Annotated in this window: 13 protein-coding genes; 11 read left to right on the top strand and 2 right to left on the bottom strand. The window is 34.6% G+C overall.

Annotation, left to right across the window (positions count from 1 at the left end; genetic code table 11):
* The first annotated feature begins 115 nt into the window (after positions 1–115).
* On the top strand, positions 116–697 hold the full coding sequence (locus ACGHIN_RS12430) for a helix-turn-helix domain-containing protein (protein WP_390453936.1): 582 nt from the start codon (positions 116–118) through the stop codon (positions 695–697).
* Between the two features lie 54 nt (positions 698–751).
* Here ACGHIN_RS12430 and ACGHIN_RS12425 read toward each other — a convergent pair whose 3' ends face one another.
* Complete coding sequence (locus ACGHIN_RS12425) at positions 752–3,307, bottom strand: AAA domain-containing protein (RefSeq protein ID WP_390453935.1); 2,556 nt, start codon at positions 3,305–3,307, stop codon at positions 752–754.
* A 517-nt stretch (positions 3,308–3,824) separates the two neighbouring features.
* On the opposite strand from ACGHIN_RS12425, the gene ACGHIN_RS12420 reads away from it, so the two are divergent.
* The 10 genes from ACGHIN_RS12420 (at position 3,825) to ACGHIN_RS12375 (ending at position 19,389) form a co-directional block, all read left to right on the top strand.
* Positions 3,825–6,086, top strand: coding sequence for an ATP-dependent nuclease (locus tag ACGHIN_RS12420; protein WP_390453934.1), 2,262 nt, complete (start codon positions 3,825–3,827; stop codon positions 6,084–6,086).
* Between the two features lie 5 nt (positions 6,087–6,091).
* Positions 6,092–8,005, top strand: coding sequence for a UvrD-helicase domain-containing protein (locus tag ACGHIN_RS12415; protein WP_390453933.1), 1,914 nt, complete (start codon positions 6,092–6,094; stop codon positions 8,003–8,005).
* A 56-nt stretch (positions 8,006–8,061) separates the two neighbouring features.
* Entirely contained in the window at positions 8,062–8,952 is an 891-nt protein-coding gene (locus ACGHIN_RS12410) for a BRCT domain-containing protein (RefSeq protein WP_390453931.1), read from the top strand.
* Positions 8,953–8,964: 12 nt separating this feature from the next.
* A complete protein-coding gene (locus ACGHIN_RS12405; protein WP_390453929.1) occupies positions 8,965–10,959 on the top strand; it encodes a tellurite resistance TerB C-terminal domain-containing protein in 1,995 nt (664 codons plus the stop codon).
* Positions 10,952–12,268, top strand: a complete 1,317-nt coding sequence (locus tag ACGHIN_RS12400) for an ATP-binding protein (RefSeq protein WP_390453927.1) — start codon at positions 10,952–10,954, stop codon at positions 12,266–12,268. Before ACGHIN_RS12405 ends, ACGHIN_RS12400 begins: the two co-directional genes overlap by 8 nt.
* Positions 12,265–14,400 (top strand): DEAD/DEAH box helicase, encoded by a 2,136-nt coding sequence (locus tag ACGHIN_RS12395; RefSeq protein WP_390453925.1) that lies wholly within the window; start codon positions 12,265–12,267, stop codon positions 14,398–14,400. Before ACGHIN_RS12400 ends, ACGHIN_RS12395 begins: the two co-directional genes overlap by 4 nt.
* Before the next feature lie 474 nt (positions 14,401–14,874).
* Positions 14,875–16,536: an FAD-binding dehydrogenase gene (locus ACGHIN_RS12390; RefSeq protein WP_390453923.1), complete on the top strand. Its 1,662-nt coding sequence runs from the start codon at positions 14,875–14,877 to the stop codon at positions 16,534–16,536.
* A gap of 6 nt (positions 16,537–16,542) precedes the next feature.
* Positions 16,543–17,346, top strand: coding sequence for an SDR family oxidoreductase (locus ACGHIN_RS12385; protein ID WP_390453921.1), 804 nt, complete (start codon positions 16,543–16,545; stop codon positions 17,344–17,346).
* A 129-nt stretch (positions 17,347–17,475) separates the two neighbouring features.
* The gene (locus ACGHIN_RS12380; RefSeq protein ID WP_390453919.1) at positions 17,476–19,116 is read left to right on the top strand and encodes a right-handed parallel beta-helix repeat-containing protein; all 1,641 of its coding nucleotides are present in this window, start codon (positions 17,476–17,478) and stop codon (positions 19,114–19,116) included.
* A 96-nt stretch (positions 19,117–19,212) separates the two neighbouring features.
* Positions 19,213–19,389, top strand: coding sequence for a histone H1 (locus tag ACGHIN_RS12375; protein WP_034684091.1), 177 nt, complete (start codon positions 19,213–19,215; stop codon positions 19,387–19,389).
* 35 nt (positions 19,390–19,424) lie between these two features.
* Here ACGHIN_RS12375 and ACGHIN_RS12370 read toward each other — a convergent pair.
* Positions 19,425–20,330: helix-hairpin-helix domain-containing protein (locus tag ACGHIN_RS12370; RefSeq protein ID WP_390453917.1), on the bottom strand; the 906-nt coding region annotated here is incomplete at its 5' end.

Below are 20,330 nucleotides of genomic sequence, written 5' to 3'. Positions count from 1 at the left end.
GTTGCCTGTCTTCATTCGGGCATTACCAAGTTAAAACTATCAAAGGCAACTGTTTAAAACGAGCAAGCCTGCGGCAGCAATTGACGTTGGAGGTTATTTATTAATTCCTTTTTCAATGGATGCTAAGCAAAGGCAAATCAAAGCTAGAGAAACCTGGATAAGGTGTTATGAACGGCTGGGTTCAGTAAGTAAAGCTGCCCGAAAGTGTGGTATTCCCCGAACTACCTTGTACAGATGGATAAAGCGATTTAAAGATAATGAGAAGGATGCCCTAAAAGGTCATTCCACACGCCCAAAAGTTTTAGCTAAACATAAGGTCAGTGATGAATTAGTCACACTTATGAAAGCCATACGATTTGAGTATAATTTTGGCCCACAAAGAATAAGCCTTCATCTTCTTCGAATCCATAATATCGATATTTCTGCACTTACAGTTTGGCGAGTAATTAAGGGGAGTGGAATGCCTAACATAAAAAAATATAGGAAGCATGGGCAGACAACCCGCTACAGCAGGCCCATTCCAGGAGATCGGGTTCAGATGGATGTTACTAAAATAGGTGCTAAATGCTATCAATTCACGGCCATTGATGATTGTACCCGGATGAGAGCAATGAAACTTTATCCCAATAAAAAAGCAGAAACCACTATTGATTTTCTAGGTTATGTACTTGATACTTTTTCAATTCTCTGTACATAGGATACAAACTGATTGGAAACCGAATTTTTCAATGATTTATTCCTGAAATATAATTTACTTTGTTATTGCACTTAATTTCTGAACTAACTTTTCAACTTCTCCACTTCCTGTTGTAGAAAAACGGAGTAGAGGCATACTGTATTTTTCAAGAATTTCATTTTTCATCATGTCTCTATTACTTTGTATGCTTGCTTGTTTATGATATTCATAACCGTCAACTTCTATAGCTAATACCGGATTTTTACCCAGCTTATTGTAAATTAGAAAATCAAGATGCGTGGAGTGGTGTCTGGCATATTTTTCTTCCTCCGCTGTTAGTTTGGAATAATCAAGAATTAGGCCTCGCAAAGGAAAATGCAAAACGACATCATACTTTGAAAATTTGTTTTGAGATAGTACATCTTTAATGAGTGCATACATCAAGTTTTCGCTATCAAACACCGATTTTTTCTTTTGTTGTGATAAAAGTGCTTTTCTTTTTTCTTCATAACCTTTGTACAAATAATCAAAGATAGAGTGCAGATCACTCTTGATAATAGTGAAGTTATTATAGTCGATATAGCGGATCAAATCAGAGATATTATTATCGTTTTCATTGTCATTTCCATTAACCACCAAAATAAGCTGATGAATAGCACGGGAAATTGCTACGTTTAAACGGTTAGGATTGTCAGTAAATTCAGATATTTCATTATCGACTGTTGAAAGGATAATCACTTCGTTTTCCCTTCCTTGGAATTTATCCACCGTATCAGCTTTTATTGATGTTCCTTTAAAAGCATTTTGTAACGCTAAAGTTTGATTACGATAAGGAGTTACAATACCCAGATCTACTGTTTCAAGTTGTTGCTGAGGAATTATTTCTTGTATAATTACATCGATCTGCCGTTGATTCATTCTTTCACGGGCATGATTTCCTTTTACCGTTTTATAGACTAAAAGAGGTTCCCGATCAGTCTTAACTTCTGAAAGGATAATAAGTTCATCATTATAAAATTTTCTGTTGCAAAATTCAATGATTTTGGGATGGCAACGGTAATGTTCCTTTAAAAGCGTTTTAGGAACTTCCGGAAATAGTTCAGTTATCGATGAAAGTAAACTGTGATTAGAATAACGATAAGGTTCAGGTAAATTAAATAATTGAAAAATCAAATCCGTTTTCTGAGCTGTATCAGCATTTACTACATTCGGAAGTTGCTTTAAATCTCCAACAACTACGGCTCTTTTGGCACAGGATAAAGCCAATACTCCTGTTGCCAAATCTACCTGTGAAGATTCATCAATAATAACAAAATCATAAACAACATTCTCTGCTAAGCTTTTCCTTAGCGAGTATGTTGTACTCATAATGACAGGATAGTCTTTGATGAATTCTTCTGATTTAAAACGAAGATCAAATTCCGTATATTCTGGACGATCCCTTTCCTTATAGTTTTTGTAAAGCTCATTTTTGAAAAGCTGCATGGAAACTTCAGTATATTCTTTCATTTTATCATCAAAAGAAAACTGTTTCAATAAGTTTTGTACTTGCTTTTGTCGAAGACTTAATTCTGAAATTTTGGTAGTATAATATTTCGCCTGAACAAGTTGGATCATTTCCTGATAGGACAGTGCATAAAAATCTTTTTCTTTAATTCTATATAGGAAATGAAAAATGAACTTTCTCCACCAATTAAACTGTTTACCAGATTGTTCGTAATTCTCAATTTTAATCCAAAGAGATAATAATTGATTTGAGGTAATATTTCTTTTAAAATCAAAACCTGTAACTATTTTTACATTATTGAGAAAATGTTGATGTTCTGTTTTTATATTTTCAACCTCCAGGTTTAATGATGCCAGTTCGTTTTTTTTAGCTAAAATTTCAGTAAGTTGAGCAAAAAGCTCCCGATTAGACTCCAGTAGTTCAGCTTTTTGTTGCTCAGACAATTTGAATTCCGATAGATCTGGAACAGTTGTCTGGGATTCTATAAATTCTTTTTTATTTTGTGTACTCCCTAGTAATGCAGCAATAAAAGAAATTCCATTCTTATTCAGTTTTTCATACACATTTTTTGTTGCCGAATTATTGCTTGATACTACTGCCACACTTTCTCCATTCATCATTGCATTGGCAATAATATTGAGAATGGTCTGTGTTTTTCCTGTTCCGGGAGGCCCTTCAATAATGCTTAATGAATTTGAAAATGCTTTATTAACACATTCTTTCTGACTGAGATTAAAACCAAAAGGGAAAATTTCAATAGGTGAAGTAATATTGTTCTTCTTTGGTTCTGTCTCATTTAAATAATTGGAAAGGATAGAATCTTCAGGAATAAATGACATTCTATTATAACTGCCTGCAAGAATATTGTTTCCTTCTTCGGTAACAAGTCCAATTGTATTTGCTATTTCTTTTAAATAAGTGAAAATGGTTTCTGCCTTTTTACTTTGTATAGCAGATTTCACGATTTGAACTTTACTTTGATTATAGGAGTAAGATTTGTCATTATTTTTGTAAACCACAATACACTTATCACCGACGAAAGAGTAGGATTGGATTTCATCGGTTCTATCTTTGCCGTCAATATAGATGGCATTTTTCTTTAGTGGTATATTATAAGGTTGCATTTTTGACAGCTGAAAAAAATATTGTTCTTTTTGCAATTTATAAATAGTTAAAATGTATTCAAATAATCTTCAATATATTTTGTAGAGTTTTTAAATGGTCAAATACCAAATTGACATTATAGCTGTTGTCAGAATTTCTAATTTTATTTTATTCCACTCCGTACGTGAATGTTTAGCAGAAAAATTTTCAAAAATGGTTTCAGTAATTGTGATATGATTCAGTTTGCAATATCTGATGGGCTGATCTGATTGACTAAGTTGAGAGTATCCTTTTATAGCCCGCACAGCAGCACTTACTCTTATGTACAGATAGGCAGTTAGTATTGTTAATAATTAGCAAATTACTTTAACATTATTAAATAATATTATACTCTATTGAAAGATTTACGGATTTCCGTAAATCAATTTATAATGATTTATTTTAATTTGTATAAATTAGTAATAAACTACTAACCAAAAAAACAAGATCCTGAAATCCTAGTTTATTTGGAACTTTCAGTATAAAACATCAATTAATATGAGAATCAGTTGTTTTAAAATTCAAAATTTTCGTCGCTTGAAAGATATAATTATTGATCTGGAGACAGATATTTCAATCTTTGTAGGTGCAAATAATAGCGGCAAAACATCAGCAACTCATGCATTTGATTTATTTGTTAATGATAAAAAGGACAAATTTACCGTGTATGATTTCACTTCAAGTTGTTGGGAAGAAATCAATAAAATAGGTGATGATCCAGAAAAGAGTATTGCTGACGAGTTGGAGCTACCATCAATAAGTTTAGATATATGGTTTGAGATCGGAGAAAATGACCTACATAGAGTTCTTGATCTTTTACCTGCGGTTACATGGGAAGGTTCAATAATAGGATTGAGAATACAATTTCAACCTAAAAGCAGCAAAGATATATTGGCTAGATATATTGATGCGAAAACAAAAGCATCAGCACATAAACCCAAAGCTGAGGAAAAAACCTATAGACCCTGGCCAAAAAATTTAGTAGATTTTTTAGGTAAAAATTTAAATCAGGAATATCAATTCAAATTTTACTCTTTAGACAGATCTCAATTTGACAATAACTTTAATCAGAATCTGACATATGTTCCGTCTGCGTTTCCATCCGATCGAGGTAAACCTCTATTAAAATCATTAATACGTGTTGATACATTACACGCACAGCGCTATTTATCAGATCAGGCTTCCAATGGCAGAGCTGAGGATTTGTCAAAATGTTTAAGCCGTTTCTATAAAAGAAATCTCGAAAAAAGAGAAGAAGATCATGAAGCCCTCAGTGCATTGTTTGATTCCGAATTACAATTTAATGAACATCTTAAAAAAGTATTTGAAGGTACATTAAGTAAATTAAATGAGCTTGGATATCCTGGAATTTTAAACCCTCATCTTGTAATTCGATCGGCGCTCAACCCAACAATGATTATGAGTCAAGATACAAGAGTGCATTATTCTTTGGATGGAAAAGATAATTCGCTTACACTTCCAGACAATTATAATGGACTAGGTTATAAAAATCTGATCTATATGGTTGTCGAATTGTTAGATATCCAAGCACGATGGGTGGACGAAAAAGAAGAACGTGCTTTATTACAGCTCATTGTTATAGAAGAACCAGAAGCACATTTACATGCTCAGCTTCAACAGGTATTTATCCGACAGCTATTAGAGATACTTAAGATTAACGGTGATGATGCGGAATATTATAGTACCCAATTGATTCTAACGACTCATTCACCTCATATTTTATATGAACGGGGCTTTCGTCCGATAAGATACTTCAGGCGGCAAGGAGAGGCGGGCGTGAATCAATATTCTACGGCATTAAATCTATCAAATTTTTATTTAAGCGAACCACAAAAAGATTTTTTGGAAAGATATATGAAACTAACGCACTGTGATTTATTCTTTGCTGATGCTACGATCTTAGTCGAAGGAACAGTAGAACGCATTCTATTGCCTTTAATGATTGAAAAATGTGCGAGCTCTTTGAAAACATCTTACCTGAGTATAATGGAGGTTGGAGGAGCTTATGCTTATAGATTTAAAAGTCTCATTGAATTTCTTGGTATACCCGCATTAGTAATCACTGATCTGGATAGTGTTAAACAATATAAAAATGAAGAGGGTGAAGACGAGGAAGAAGATGATGAACAAGAATTAGAAATCGAACTTGAAATGGACAAAGAAGACGGTTCCGAACCAGAAGTCAAAAAATACAGACTCGGTAAAGCTTGTGTTACATATTATCTCGATGCAATAACATCAAACCAAACGCTTGTTAATTGGCTACCAAGGAAAATATTGATCTCCGATTTACTAGCAGTAAAATCAACTGATTTGGTGCAACCTTGTACAGATGAATCACAAGCCACTATTTATGTAACTTATCAAAGGAATGTTGATGTGGAATGGAATGGCAATACCGAAGCTGTTGCCGGAAGAACGTTGGAGGAAGCCTTTGCCCTGGAAAATGCAAACTGGTCGCAGGATATGAAAAGAAAGCACATAGGTCTTAAATTAACAAAAAGTCCACAAACAGTTTTGGAATTTGCAGAGAAGATTCATAAGAGGGTAAAATCTAATTCTTTTGATAAAACAAGTTTTGCGTTGGGAGTAATGGCAGAAGATCCTGTATTATGGAAAGTTCCTCTATATATAGAAGAAGGTTTACAATGGTTAACTGGTTTGATTGTTCAGGATGATAGTAATAATGAAATTGCAACTTCAATTATTGAGAGAACTGAAGTTGAACCTAAACTATAAGTAAGATGGCAAATAGAATAGATTCTCCGGATACAGCTGCTGACATCAAACTTCGACAATGTCTCGATAAAATACCACGCGTTAGTTTTAATATGGTAGCCGGGGCAGGATCAGGAAAAACAACTTCTCTGGTCAAGGCTTTAGACCATATTATTACAACACAAGGAGAGCTGCTTAGAAAGCGTGGTCAACAAGCTGCATGTATTACTTACACAGAAATTGCAGCAAAAGAGATTTGGAATGATGTACGAAGTAACCCACTTGTTCATGTTTCAACAATTCACAGTTTTTTCTGGACGGTAATTCGACCATTTCAAAATGACATACGCGGATGGGTAATAAAGAGGATAAATGAAAAATGTGCAGAATTACAACAGAAACTTGCTAACCCTCGTACTCGAACTCGGGAAAAAATAGAGAAAGAACTGGTTAAATTACACTCGCAAGCTGAAGTCATAAAAGATGTGCCTTACTTTAATTATGGTATCGGTAGCAATTATTCTAAAGGTATATTAGGGCACGATGATATCATAAAGCTTGTTACATCATCTATTACAGAACATAAAATGTTAGGCACCATTATTAGCCAAAAGTACCCATATATTTTTATAGATGAAAGTCAGGATACATTTATTAATATAGTATCCGCATTTAAAGAAATAGACAACAATCACAGTGAAAAATTTTGTTTAGGTTTTTTTGGTGACCCGATGCAAAAAATATTTCCAACAGGAATAGGTGAAATTCCGATAGAAGCAAACTGGGAATCCATCACAAAACAAGAGAATTTTCGATGCTCTCAGCAGGTATTAAAAGTGATTAATGCAATACGTAAGCCTGCTGATGGCTTGGAACAAACTAGAGGACGTACGGAAGATGTTGATGGAAAATCATTGCCAATTAATGGCAGTGCTCAAATATTTATCCTCCCACTAAATAGTGAGGAAGAGCGTACCATTAATCTCCAAAGGGTCAGGGAATGGTGTTCAAAAAAATTCAGTAGCGAATTGTGGTTAAGTGATAATGAAGTAAAGGTTTTTGTAATTGTTCATCGTATGGCGGCGAAACGGTTGAAGTTCCCTAATCTATATTCTGCCATGAATGATGATGCTCCAATATCATTTGGAGAAGGGTTTCTTGACGGAACAGCTTGGCCGCTCAAGCCTTTTTTGAATTTCGTGTTGCCAATTGTGGATTACCAAATTTCAAATTTGGATTTTGAAGTTATGACGATTTTACGCATTCAAAGTCCCAAGCTTTCAAATGTTAGTGTAAGAGGTATTGAGTTACGTGGATTACTGGCAAAACTTAAAGAAGGTCTCGACAAATTAACTGAAATGATGATTAGCGAAGATTCTACTGCAACTGTTTTGGATGTTCTAAAATTGATAAGTGAATATGATCTTGCAGTACTTGACCAGAGGATACTCGATCATATAAATAATGCTGTTTTATTACCCGAAGAGGAGGAAGAAAATTTGAACATCACAACAGAAATCAATGCAATGAAAAAATATTTTGAATGTGCTGTAAAAGAACTATGGGGATATAGAAAGTATTTTGAAAATGAGTCACCTTTTGCAACACAACAAGGAATTAAGGGGGCACAGTTTGATAAGGTGATAACTATAATGGATGATGACGAAGGTACTCACATTCAATTTTCTTATGATAAATATATAGGAGTTTCTCCACTTTCTGAACGCGATAATAACAATATTGCAGAAGGAAAGGATAATGTTATATCACGAACAAGAAGGTTGTTTTATGTTTCCTGTTCCAGAGCGAAAAAAGACTTAGTTGCAATTTACTATACAAATGATGTTGAAAAGGCAAAAGAACGACTAAAAGAAATGGAAATCTTCTTACCTGAAAACATGTACACTTTAGAAGATTTTGAGATAGATAATGTAAATTAGGTCGGAAATTAAAGGATACCAGTTGGGGAAAATATAAACAACAAATATTAAAAACTATGACAAACTTTGAAAACTCGGAACAGCAAATCGTAACTGTTAAAGCAAGAGCTGATAAGGCAATAAATTCTCTCAAAGGCATTTTATTAGGAATTATTTCTGATGATAAAATAGACTCTTATGAGATGAAGGAATTGCAGTTATGGGCAAGAGAACACCACTATTTAGTGAACAGAAATCCTTTTCGGGAATTTATGTCACTGATTGATAATACAGTTTCTAACGCTATTCCACCAAAGGAGGCTATTAAAGACCTTTATTGGCTTTGCCAAAAATATGAACACGATAGTATCTACTATAATGGGATTACCTCTGATTTACAACAGCTCCAGGGGATTTTTCACGGAATCTTATCTGATAGAGAACTTAATGATACAGAAATTTTTAAACTTCACGAATGGCTTTCAGAGAATGAGCACCTGAATTCCTATTATCCATATGATGAAATACGAAGTCTTGTTCTTTCGGTGGTTTCTGATAAGAAAATTGATGAATACGAGAGATTAATACTGATGGCATTTATCAAGCAGTTCGTTGAACTAAGTAATAATGATGTAAAAGCATCAATTGATAAAGCAACGGCAGATATAAATATTTCTGGAATATGCGCAATTGATCCTGAGATTATTTTTGAAAATAAAACGTTCTGTGTCACAGGGATTCTCAGCAGAGGAACCAGAACTGAACTTCAGAATGCTATTAAACATAAAGGAGGCATTCCTGTAAATTCTATCTCAAAGAAAACAGATTATCTGATTATTGGCGATACCAGCAATGCTTGCTGGAGCTATGCCTGCTATGGTAGAAAAGTAGAAAAAGCATTAGACTTGAGAAAATCGGGACATACCATTGTTTTGGTTCACGAATTTGATGTGTTTGACGCCATATAAACATAGGAGAGTATGACTTTTTTTATCATCCTGGTAATTTTATTTTTTATCATTGCCATAAATAAAAACCACAAGAAAACACCTAAAAATAAAGTAACCTTTAAGAAAACAATTTCTAATCCCATAAAAGTACAACCTCAAGAAGCTTATAGTGAAAAAAGAGACGAAATCATCCCATCCCAACCTAAAAACCAGATCAATTCTGTGGAATCTAAAATGAAAGATGATTCAATTATTGACGTATCTGATTTGATGAGCACTTTGATAAGTAATATAAAGATTACATCAGAGTATCCATCTTCGTCTTCGTCATCATCTTATTCTTCTGTTCCTTATTGGCCGCATCAATACGTCTATTCTTATGATGAGATTAACTATGCAACACAAGAGCAGCGAAATTTTTATGACAAATTCAGAGTGGAATTTTTAAAGGGGAATGTTCTTTCTCTCAATGGAAATACCAACTATGCTTTTATTCTACTTTTTGATTTATTAAACGATTTCGAAGTTCATAAGGATTATAAAAAAATCGAATATCAATTGGAAATTTTAGGAAATACTTTTCCGCGAACAAAATCATATGGTGTGTCATTTCTGCTACAGAAGCTCGAAGAATATAATATGGATGACGAAGCAGAACATTTCAGAGAAAAAAATCAGCAATATGATTATGATTACTGGAAGCTTGGCAAAAAATATAAGAAAAAGCTTAATCTTTCAGCTGAACAAGAAGAAATTCTAAACAGAATTTGGCTTCAAACTAATGTCTTTAATGGTGCTGAATTCTGTAAAACTGAAATCCTGAAACAGTTTTTGAGAGCTGTGGAATTTCTTCAGAGCAATTATGTTTCTAGTGATAATTCATTCGTTAACCTGATGGATGAATTGTCTGATTTGATTGTGAGAAAGTATTACCGATATAGAAAAGGCAGCCAAAATTATAAATATACTTTTGACTCTGTAAAAGGTGAGATTTATGGACACATTCTTAAATTAAGCGAAAACAATGTCAGAGAGGTTTATTCAAATAAGAGGAAACTGACAGCAGAGTTTAATTATAGTTCACCAGAAATTTTTACACCATACTATGAAAAAGTGATTTCAAAATTAGACGCGTTCTTAATTGATGATCAGAAGAATATTCTTTCTCCTGATACTGACACCGAAAAATTATTGAACGAAAGCAATACCACCCGTTGGAAATCTAAATTTGAAACAATAACACAAACTTATACGAATACAGTTGACTTTGAAAATCAAATTATCAGACTAGCCGAGGAAAACATAAAAAATCCTTCCGTAGAAAATATTTTTTATGAAGCTTCCAAGTTTATGGCGAAACTGAACAAGCAAAGTTCTCTTAAGCTTTATGTTTATTACATAGATTCTGATTTGAAATCATCAAAATTTGATAACAAGCAGATGAATAAGACCATTCAGAAAAGTCTTTTTAAAACTGATGAACAATTGAGAGATTTTGAAGAGATTTTGAATGATTTTATTAAAGACAGGCAACTTGGAAATGCATTGAAGAGAATAGCTTCTGTATATGAGCCAAAACGAAAAAAAATTGTTATCGACAGAAATTCAATACAAGAAGTTCAGAAACAGCATTCCGGAACGGTCAATCTTCTGAATGAATATCTTCAGGACGAATTGGAGGATGAAATAAAAACATCTGATTCCATAGAAAATGAAACAGGAGAAGTCCAAATTCATATAACCAGCAATGGTTATACAGAATCCGTTATATCAAAATTTAATTCAGATTTACTTCTTTCAGAACTTCAGAAAGAAATATTAGAAATCTTTGAAAAAAACAGCTTCAGCATTCCACGGAATGAATTGGAAGAAGTATTGAAAAGCAAAAACCAAATGATGAGCTCGGTGATTGATTCAATTAATGAATCCTGTTATGAAGCACTGGATGATGTATTGATTGAAGAAGACGATGACTATTTTACCATATTCCCGGATTATTACAAAAAACTATTAAACAATGATTGATAATATTAAACCAAAAGAAGCTACCTCTATTATTAACTCACTTGTAGGAGGTGTTGTGCCAAAAATCGGAGTGCAGCATATAACAGTAGGAAGAACAGAGGAAATAGAAGCCTTTATTACTGCACTGAATGATGTGAAGAACGGACACAGCATTGCAAAATTCTGGATTGGAGACTTCGGAAGCGGTAAATCATTTATGCTGCATTTGCTTAATACAGTAGCACTAAAACAAAAATTTGTGGTTGCCAATGCAGACTTTACCCCGGATAACCGCCTTTATGCTAATGATGGAAAAAGTGTTTTATTATATTCGGCAATTATGGATAACATTGCTATCCAGACCAAGCCGGAAGGAGGTGCTCTACAGACATTATTGGAAAAATGGATAGAGCAGGTTATTTCAAAAACCTCACAGGAAAACAATATTTCATTGGTTGATATCCGTAATGAAGAATATCTTGGACTCATTCAAAACACCATAATGAAAACCATCAACGAAATCACAGAAGTAGGTGGTTTTGACTTTGGTTCAGTCATCGTTAAATATTACGAAGGGTATATTAAAAATGATGAACTTTTAAGAAGGAATGCATTAAAGTGGCTGAAGGGAGAATATAAAACAAAGACCGAAGCAAGGCAGGATTTAGGTGTACGGGAGATTATCAATGACCAGAATTTTTATGATATGCTCAAAAATTTCTGCAAATTGTTTGTAAATATGGGATATAGCGGATTTATGATAAATCTTGACGAAGCTATCAACCTTTACAAAATTTCTACCTCAGTAATGCGTGAGAAAAACTATGAGAAAATTCTTACGATTTACAATGATTGTTTTCAGGGAAAGGTGTCTAATCTATTCATCAACTTTGCCGGGACAAGAGAATTTCTTGAAAACGAAAGAAGAGGCTTGTTTAGTTATCAGGCTTTAAAATCCAGATTGCAGACCAACAAATTTGAAACGTTGGAAATGCGTGATTTTGCACAGCCTGTCATCAAACTTACACCTTTGGACCATAACGAAATATTTGTTCTTTTGAAAAAATTGAAATTAATTTTTGATTTCAATTATAAAACTGAAATCAATATTTCTGATGAAGAGATTTCTGCTTTTATGGAAGAAATGTTTAATAAGCCAGGTGCATCAGAGTTCCTGACGCCTAGAGAAGTTATTCGTGATTTCTTGAATATTCTAAATATCATTCGTCAAAATCCTGATGTTGACAAAAAGCAATTGTTTGGAGATATTGAAATTGAAGACGAAAGACCAAATGACTTGAATATCCTGGATAGTATTGAAGAACTATGACGGCGTTCAATCTGCTTTCTGAACCCATCAGGAAATACATCAGAGACAAAGGCTGGGAAAGTTTGCGACCGATTCAGGAAGCAGCAATCCAAAGAATATTATCAACTGAGAATAATTATGTGTTAATTTCCAGAACAGCTTCGGGAAAAACGGAAGCTGCTTTTCTACCTATTTTATCAAGAACAGATTTTAAAGGAGAGGGGGTGAAAGTGCTTTATATTTCTCCATTGATTGCTTTGATTAATGACCAGTTTCGTCGTGTTGAAGAATTGTGTGAATATTTGGACATCAATGTGACCAAATGGCACGGTGAGGCAAGCAAAAGTCAGAAAGATAAACTGCTGAAAAATCCGAACGGAATCGTTCTAATTACACCAGAATCTTTAGAAGCAATGCTTGTTAATAAACCCTATAACGTAAAACATTTGTTTGCTTCATTAGAATATGTAGTAATTGATGAAGTTCACTCTTTTTTAGGTTCCGACAGAGGCGCTCAATTGCAATCTATTTTATCGCGTTTACAAAAAATAAATAAAGCCAGATTTAAAACGATTGCACTTTCTGCAACTGTCAGTGATTCTAATCAATATTTAGAACTGAAAAATTTTCTGGGAGACGTCGAGAACACAAAAATCATACGGGATACAAACCCCAAACCTATCAATGCAGTCTTCAGATATTTTGAAGGCAGCGGTGCAGAACTGCCTCTCGAATTATTAAAAGATTTATATATCCAGACAAGAAATAGCAAATCATTGATTTTTCCAAATGCCAGGGGAAGAGTTGAGGAAGTTGCCGTGAAATTGAGAAAGATTTCTGATAAAGTCGGAGGACATCAGAATTACTTTTCCCATCATTCTTCCGTAGATAAGGAAGTGCGGGAATATGTAGAATTCTTCGCAAAGAATAACACATATGAAAATTTCAGTATTGCCTGTACTTCTACATTGGAATTAGGAATTGATATTGGAAGTGTGGACCAGGTCGTTCAGATTGATGCTACACATAGCATCGCTTCACTAATACAGAGAGTTGGAAGAAGCGGAAGAAGAGATGACAAAGCAAGTAACTTGTTTTTATATGCAACAAATCGCTGGACACTATTACAATCAGTTGCTTGTTGGCTTTTATATGATGAGAAATACATTGAGCCTGTTTCTTTGAATGAAAAGCCGTATGATATTTTACTTCACCAGATACTTTCTATCATAAAAGGCAGTTCTGGAATGTCAAAAGGAAATTTGCTTAGAGAATTACTTCATAACTGTGCTTTCAAAAATATATCACAAAATGAAATCGAAGAAATCATTGCATTCTTGGTTGAAAAAGACCTTCTTGAACAACTTGGTTCAGAATTCATTTTAGGAATTGAAGGAGAGAAAATTGTTAACAGCAGAGAGTTTTACAGTGTTTTTCAAACCGAAAATTTATTCAAAGTATCTCATAAAGGAAATAAAGTGGGGGAAATCCCACTAACCCTACAGATTAGAGAAGATGAAAATATTTACCTGTCTGCAAGAATCTGGAAAATTATAGCAATTGACTTAAAATCAAAGAAAATTGAAGTAATTCCAGCAAAAGATGGTAAGAAACCAGTCTTTGAAGGCAACGGTGCAAATATCACAGACAAAATCAGAGAAAAAATGCTGGAAGTGCTGGTTTCTAAAAAAGAATATGATTTTCTTGATGAACCAAGTCAGGATGTTATGTCGGAAATGCAGAAAGAATTTTCTGTCTTTGATTTTTCAGATATTGTCAAAGAACGACCATTACTTTCAACCAATAAAAATCTTATATTCTATTCATTTGCAGGCTCAAAAGTAAACAGAACGCTTAAACTTATTTTTGACACTGTAGGAATTCAGAATATTTACTCCGACTTAGATTCTTCTTTTGAAATAAAAACTTCTCAAGATGAATTTATCTTAAAGATGAAAAATTTTGAATTATCCAACATCAATTTTGATTTGGTTTTAACAAATCTTTTGGAAAATACTCCTGAGATTCTTGATTTTTCGAAATACGGTATGTTCCTGCCTCTAAAATATCAAATTGAAATATTGAAAAATTCTTACTATGATTTTGCTAATTCCAAAGAGTTTTTAAATCATTTAGAATTGATAACCAATTGAACGCCTGTATATTCCGTAACACACGAAGAATGGCCCATCGGAAAGCCGTAAAGAAAATCAATTTTTCTCTCACATTGAATTAATTGCTTCCATATGGCCCAACTCGTTAAAACCAAGTAAGAAATAGTAGAACACTATTTAATAATATAATTTTAAACTATTCAAAATTTATTTATGTAATTTGATGTTTAATTATCAAGAGCAACTAATCTTCTCAAATCTTCCAATAAAAAGTTCGAATTTTGTACATTTGGGGTCACAGTTAAATGTACAACCTGCTGTTTTACAGTGGGTTGTTTTGTTTTATTGGCTTTGTCTATTTAAGTTTGTGATACCTGTAACTAAAATTCATGGTCTCATAATTCTTGATTTCAGAATTAAGTATGATGATTAATATGAAAACGAAAAGTTTTTTCCATTACATTTGTATATACCCTATTCGAAATTACACTTTATCTCTATTAATCGCTGAAAATGGAAAAAGAATTTAAACCCGACGCAATTATTATTGGTTCAGGACTGGCCGGATTGGTAGCTGCTATGGAGATTACCAATGCCGGGAAAAAAGTTCTGCTGGTGGATCAGGAAACTGAACAGAATATCGGGGGACAGGCATTTTGGTCATTCGGAGGTTTATTTCTCATCAATTCACCACAACAACGAAGAATGGGTATTAAAGATTCTTACGAACTGGCTTTACAGGATTGGATGGGGACAGCAGGTTTTGATAGGAAAGAAGATTATTGGCCGAGACAATGGGCAGAAGCTTATTTGAAGTTTGCCGCAAGAGAGAAGTACGAATATATTTCCAAACTGGGGATAAAGCTCATGTTTATGGTAGGATGGGCGGAACGTGGAGATGGCGATGCAAATGGTCATGGTAATTCTGTTCCGCGATTTCATGTAAGTTGGGGTACGGGAACCGGAGTTATCAAGCCCTTTGTAGAAAAAGCCTACGAGGCGAAAGAAAAAGGTCTTCTTCAAATGAAATTCAGGCACAGGGTCACAAGCCTGATCCGGGAAAATGATACCATTGTCGGAATCAAAGGAGATATACTCGAAAGCGATGATAAAGAAAGGGGAGTGGCCACCAACAGAAATGTGATCGATCAATTTGAATGTAAAGCAGCTTATATAGTAATAGCAACCGGAGGAATCGGGGCGAATCATGACTTGGTCCGTAAAAACTGGCCGGAAAGATTAGGGTCACCGCCTGAAAATATAGTATGCGGAGTTCCGGCGTATGTAGACGGGAAAATGATCGGGATTGCTGAAAGTTCCGGTGCCCATATCATTAATCGTGACAGAATGTGGCATTATACGGAAGGTTTACAAAACTGGAATCCGGTATGGCCCAATCATGGGATCAGAATATTGCCGGGACCGTCTTCACTTTGGCTTGATGCATTAGGAAACCGCTTACCCGCTCCTTTTTATCCCGGTTTTGATACATTAGGAACATTAAAATATATACAGGATACAGGTTATGACTATTCATGGTTTATCCTTACACAAAAGATTATTAAAAAAGAATTTGCCTTATCCGGTTCAGAGCAAAACCCGGATATTACCAATAAAGATTATGTTCTTTTTCTGAAAAGGATCTTTGGGAAAAAAGCTCCGGGTCCGGTTGAAGCATTCAAAGAACATGGAAAGGATTTTATTGTATCGGATCATTTAGAGGATTTGGTTCAAAAGATGAATGAGCTTTCGGGAAACCATCTGCTGGATTATGGTAAAGTGAGAACACTGATTGAAGCAAGAGACAGGGAATTAGACAACAAATTTTCAAAAGATACACAGATTAACTATCTGAGAAATACAAGATCCTATTTAGGCGATAAGCTTGGACGGGTAGCAAGACCACATAAAATATTAGATCCGGAAAACGGACCGCTCATTGCAGTACGACTTAATATCCTTACCAGAAAAACATTAGGTGGTATTGAAACCAATCTTAATGCTCAGGTTTTACAGGAAGACGGCAGTGTTCTCGAAGGATTATATGCAGTAGGTGAAGTTGCTGGATTTGGTGGTGGAGGCATGCATGGCTATCGCGCACTGGAAGGTACGTTTCTCGGTGGCTGTATTTTTACCGGAATGAAAGCAGGAAAGTATATTGGGAGTCTTAAATAAGATATTATGAATACGCATTTTGATCATAAAGTAGTCTGGGTTACCGGTGCATCATCCGGGATTGGAAAAGCCATTATCATGGAATTAGCTTCAAAAACCAAGGCAAAAATCATTCTTTCCTCAAGACGGGAACGAGAATTGGAATCTGTTGCCCAACAATCCGGATTGAATAAAAATTCCTATGCCATCGTACCATTAGATCTTGAAGATTATAAAAATGCGCCGGCTATAGCAGCAAAAACCATCGAAGCATTTGGGAAAGTGGATATTCTGATTAATAATGCAGGATTATCACAACGGTCTTTGGCAATAGAGACAGATATCAAAGTAGATAAACATTTAATGGATGTAGACTATATCGGAACAGTAGCACTCACTAAAGCCATACTTCCTCATATGATTCAAAGTGGAGGTGGACAAATCGCTGTTGTATCCAGTCTTATGGGAATTTTCGGAGCTCCTATGCGAAGTGGCTATGCTGCTGCCAAACATGCTTTGCATGGCTTTTTTGATTCATTACGGGCAGAACTTTACAAAGAGCAAATTTCAATTACCATTATTTGTCCCGGATTTGTACAAACCAATATTTCTATGAACGCCGTTACCGGAAAGGGAAAACCACAAAACTCCATGGATGATGCCACAGCCAATGGATTGCCTGTTGATGTCTTTGCCAGGAAAATGCTTGCTGCGATTGTTAAAAGAAAATCCCAGGCTGAGATAGGTGGTAAGGAAGTTTTCGGTGCTTATCTCAAAAGGTTTTTCCCTTCCTTGCTGGAAAAGATAATTCGAAAAGCTAAAGTGGTGTAAAATCATATTACTTATAAATAAAAAAATACGTCAAGTTTTGACGCAGTCTCATAGTACTTTTGTTTTAAAGATAACAGGTGATTTCTTGCAAGAATTTGAACCACTTATTTAACCTTAAAACAAAAAAATATGATTTACACAGAAGATTTTTTCGCTCCGGGGAGTACTTATCCCAATGATAATGTAGTGGAGCTTATTGATAGCTACACCAGCGAACATGTTGTCTATAAAAAGACTACTGTTGGAGTTCCGCCAACCGGAGACGGAGATGGTGCTATTTACAGAAAAAAAGGAACAGATTTTTATAAAAGAGAATGGACCGGCTATGTTAACATATTATGGTGGGGAATCGGCAATACTTTATCAAACTATACCGAAACAACTGCAAGAATACAAAAAGCTTTAGCTCTTGGATATGATACCTTTTTTGATGAGATTTCAATTGTCATTAATGATTCGTTGCCGGTACAAAGCAATCAGAAACTTCTTTCCAAAGGATGTTATATTAAGCAGTCAGCAGCGGTGAAGGAAATTTTTAATTGTGAAAATAAAAGCAACATTTCTATCACCGGATTTAGCCTTGAAGGACTTGGAACAGATTACCAGCCAAGTTCAAGCTCAAAAGCAGTGGGAATTCTTTGTTACGGTGCCCAGTATCTTACTATTGAAAACAATATTTTCAAAGACTTTACGTATTCAGGTGTTTCAGGATTAAGGAATGTTAATCATCTAACCTTTAAATTCAACAGAGTGGAAAATTCCTTTGATGTTGTATGGGCAGAAGTTAGCCCTGAATACCCGTTTGGAAAAAAAGATAATACAGGAATTACAGTAGGAGGAAAGAATATCTCCGTTTTTAAAAACAGTTTCAAAAATTCTTCTCAGGGAATTACTATTGCTGAAAATTCAGAGTTTATATCCATTTCAGATAATGATATTGAGAATACTATTCTTGAACATGGAATGTATTTAGATGCAGGTATATCAAATATGACTGTACTGGGAAATAGAATCAGGAATACTAAAAAGGTTGGTATTAAACTCCAAAATAATGATGATCATACTAATTATGTCTGTAATAATGTTTTAATATCAAATAACGTAATTAGTGATACAGGTGTAGGAGGAGACGGAATTCTTGTTAATAATACTTCTTTAGAAGTTGATCCTGATAATGCTTCTATAATTATCTACATGCCTACGTTTTTTGCAAAAAATGTAGTAATATCAGGAAATGTAGTTAGAAATGCAGGCCAACATGGTATTAATGTTAGATTTGTTGATGGTGGAGTAGTTGCTGATAATATGATCAATGATATTATGTATGCAGGAATTTATGCCGCGTTTAATAAGGGAGTGGATATTTGTCATAATAACGTTCGTACCATACAGGAAAGCGGAATTATGATTGAATCCCACAATGATCTTTTAAATGTCAACTCAAACAACATTGATAATCCTGGAGCTAGAAATACTGGTGGAGAGGACCTATTAACGGGCATTACTGTAAGATATAATAATAACTATGAGATTGCCATAAAACATAATAAAATAAGAGGAAATGATAATGAAGCAATGAGATGGGGAATTTTTGTTGAAGGCATTGTAGACCCGGCACCTAACCCTGAACAGTCCACATTTGAAATTGAAAATAATATTATTTTGAAAGCCAAATATACAGATCTCAGATTTTTGAACGGCTTTACAAAATTAAGACGTTTGCGGGATAATTATAAAACAATTCAAAACTCTCCCGGCGAACAGCCTTAGTCAATAAAGCGTCAATATAAAATTTTTCAAAATTTTCTTTCCCAATTAGGCTGGAATGCCCATAAAAGCTATATTTGCAGCCTAAATTTTAACTCAATGAAAGAACTAATCGAAAAAATCAACGCAGAATTTGAAGCTTTCACAACTGAAGCAAACCAACAGGCAGAAAAAGGAAACAAGGCAGCCGGAACAAGAGCTCGTAAATCAGCTTTAGAACTAAGCAAGTTGTTCAAAGATTTCAGAAAAGTTTCTGTAGAAGAATCTAAAAAATAATAAATGATCCCTGCCATTCGGCAGGGATTGTTTTTTTATATAATCATACTCAACTGAACTCTTTTTCTCGCTTCATCCACTTCCGTTACTTTGACCTGAACATGTTGATGAAGTTTTACCACCTCATTTACATCAGAGACAAAGCCGTTTTTCAACTGGGAAATATGAACCAGTCCGCTTTCTTTAATTCCTACATCCACAAAACATCCGAAAGCTGTTATATTATTAACGATGCCGGGTAAAATCATTCCGGTTCTCAAATCTTTAATGGATTTTACATTAGGATCAAATTCAAATACTTTAGCAGCCTTTCTAGGGTCTAGTCCAGGTTTTTCAAGCTCTTTTAAAATATCTTTAATCCCCAAAATACCAATATCGCCGGTTATATACTTGTCGGCTTGTATCTGGGAAATCTTTTCTTTGTTAGCAATTAACTCATGGGTTTTCATTCCCAGGTCTTTCGCCATTTTTTCAACAATTCCGTAGGCTTCAGGGTGAACCGCTGAATTATCTAATGGGTTTTTAGCATTAATGATTCTTACAAATGCAGCCGCCTGCTGAAAAGCCTTTTCACCCAGTCTCGGAACTTTCTTCAATTGTTTCCTGTCTTCAAAAGGACCATTTTCCATACGGTAATTCACAATATTCTCCGCCATTTTCTCCCCGATTCCGGAAACATAACTCAATAATGACTTGCTGGCTGTATTGATATTGACTCCAACTGAATTTACGCATTTCATCACGGTGGAATCAAGTTCATTTTTCAATTGAGTCTGGTCCACATCATGTTGATATTGTCCGACACCAATAGATTTGGGATCAATTTTCACTAATTCTGCCAGTGGATCCGAAAGCCTTCTTCCAATTGATACAGATCCGCGAACGGTAACATCATAATTGGGAAATTCCTCTCTTGCAATTTTACTTGCAGAATAAACCGA

Origin of the sequence: Chryseobacterium barbadense (assembly GCF_042849955.1) — a bacterium.
Taxonomy (GTDB): domain Bacteria; phylum Bacteroidota; class Bacteroidia; order Flavobacteriales; family Weeksellaceae; genus Chryseobacterium.
The sequence above is the reverse complement of the archived record's forward strand: the minus strand, read 5'-3'. Positions and strand labels throughout refer to the sequence as shown.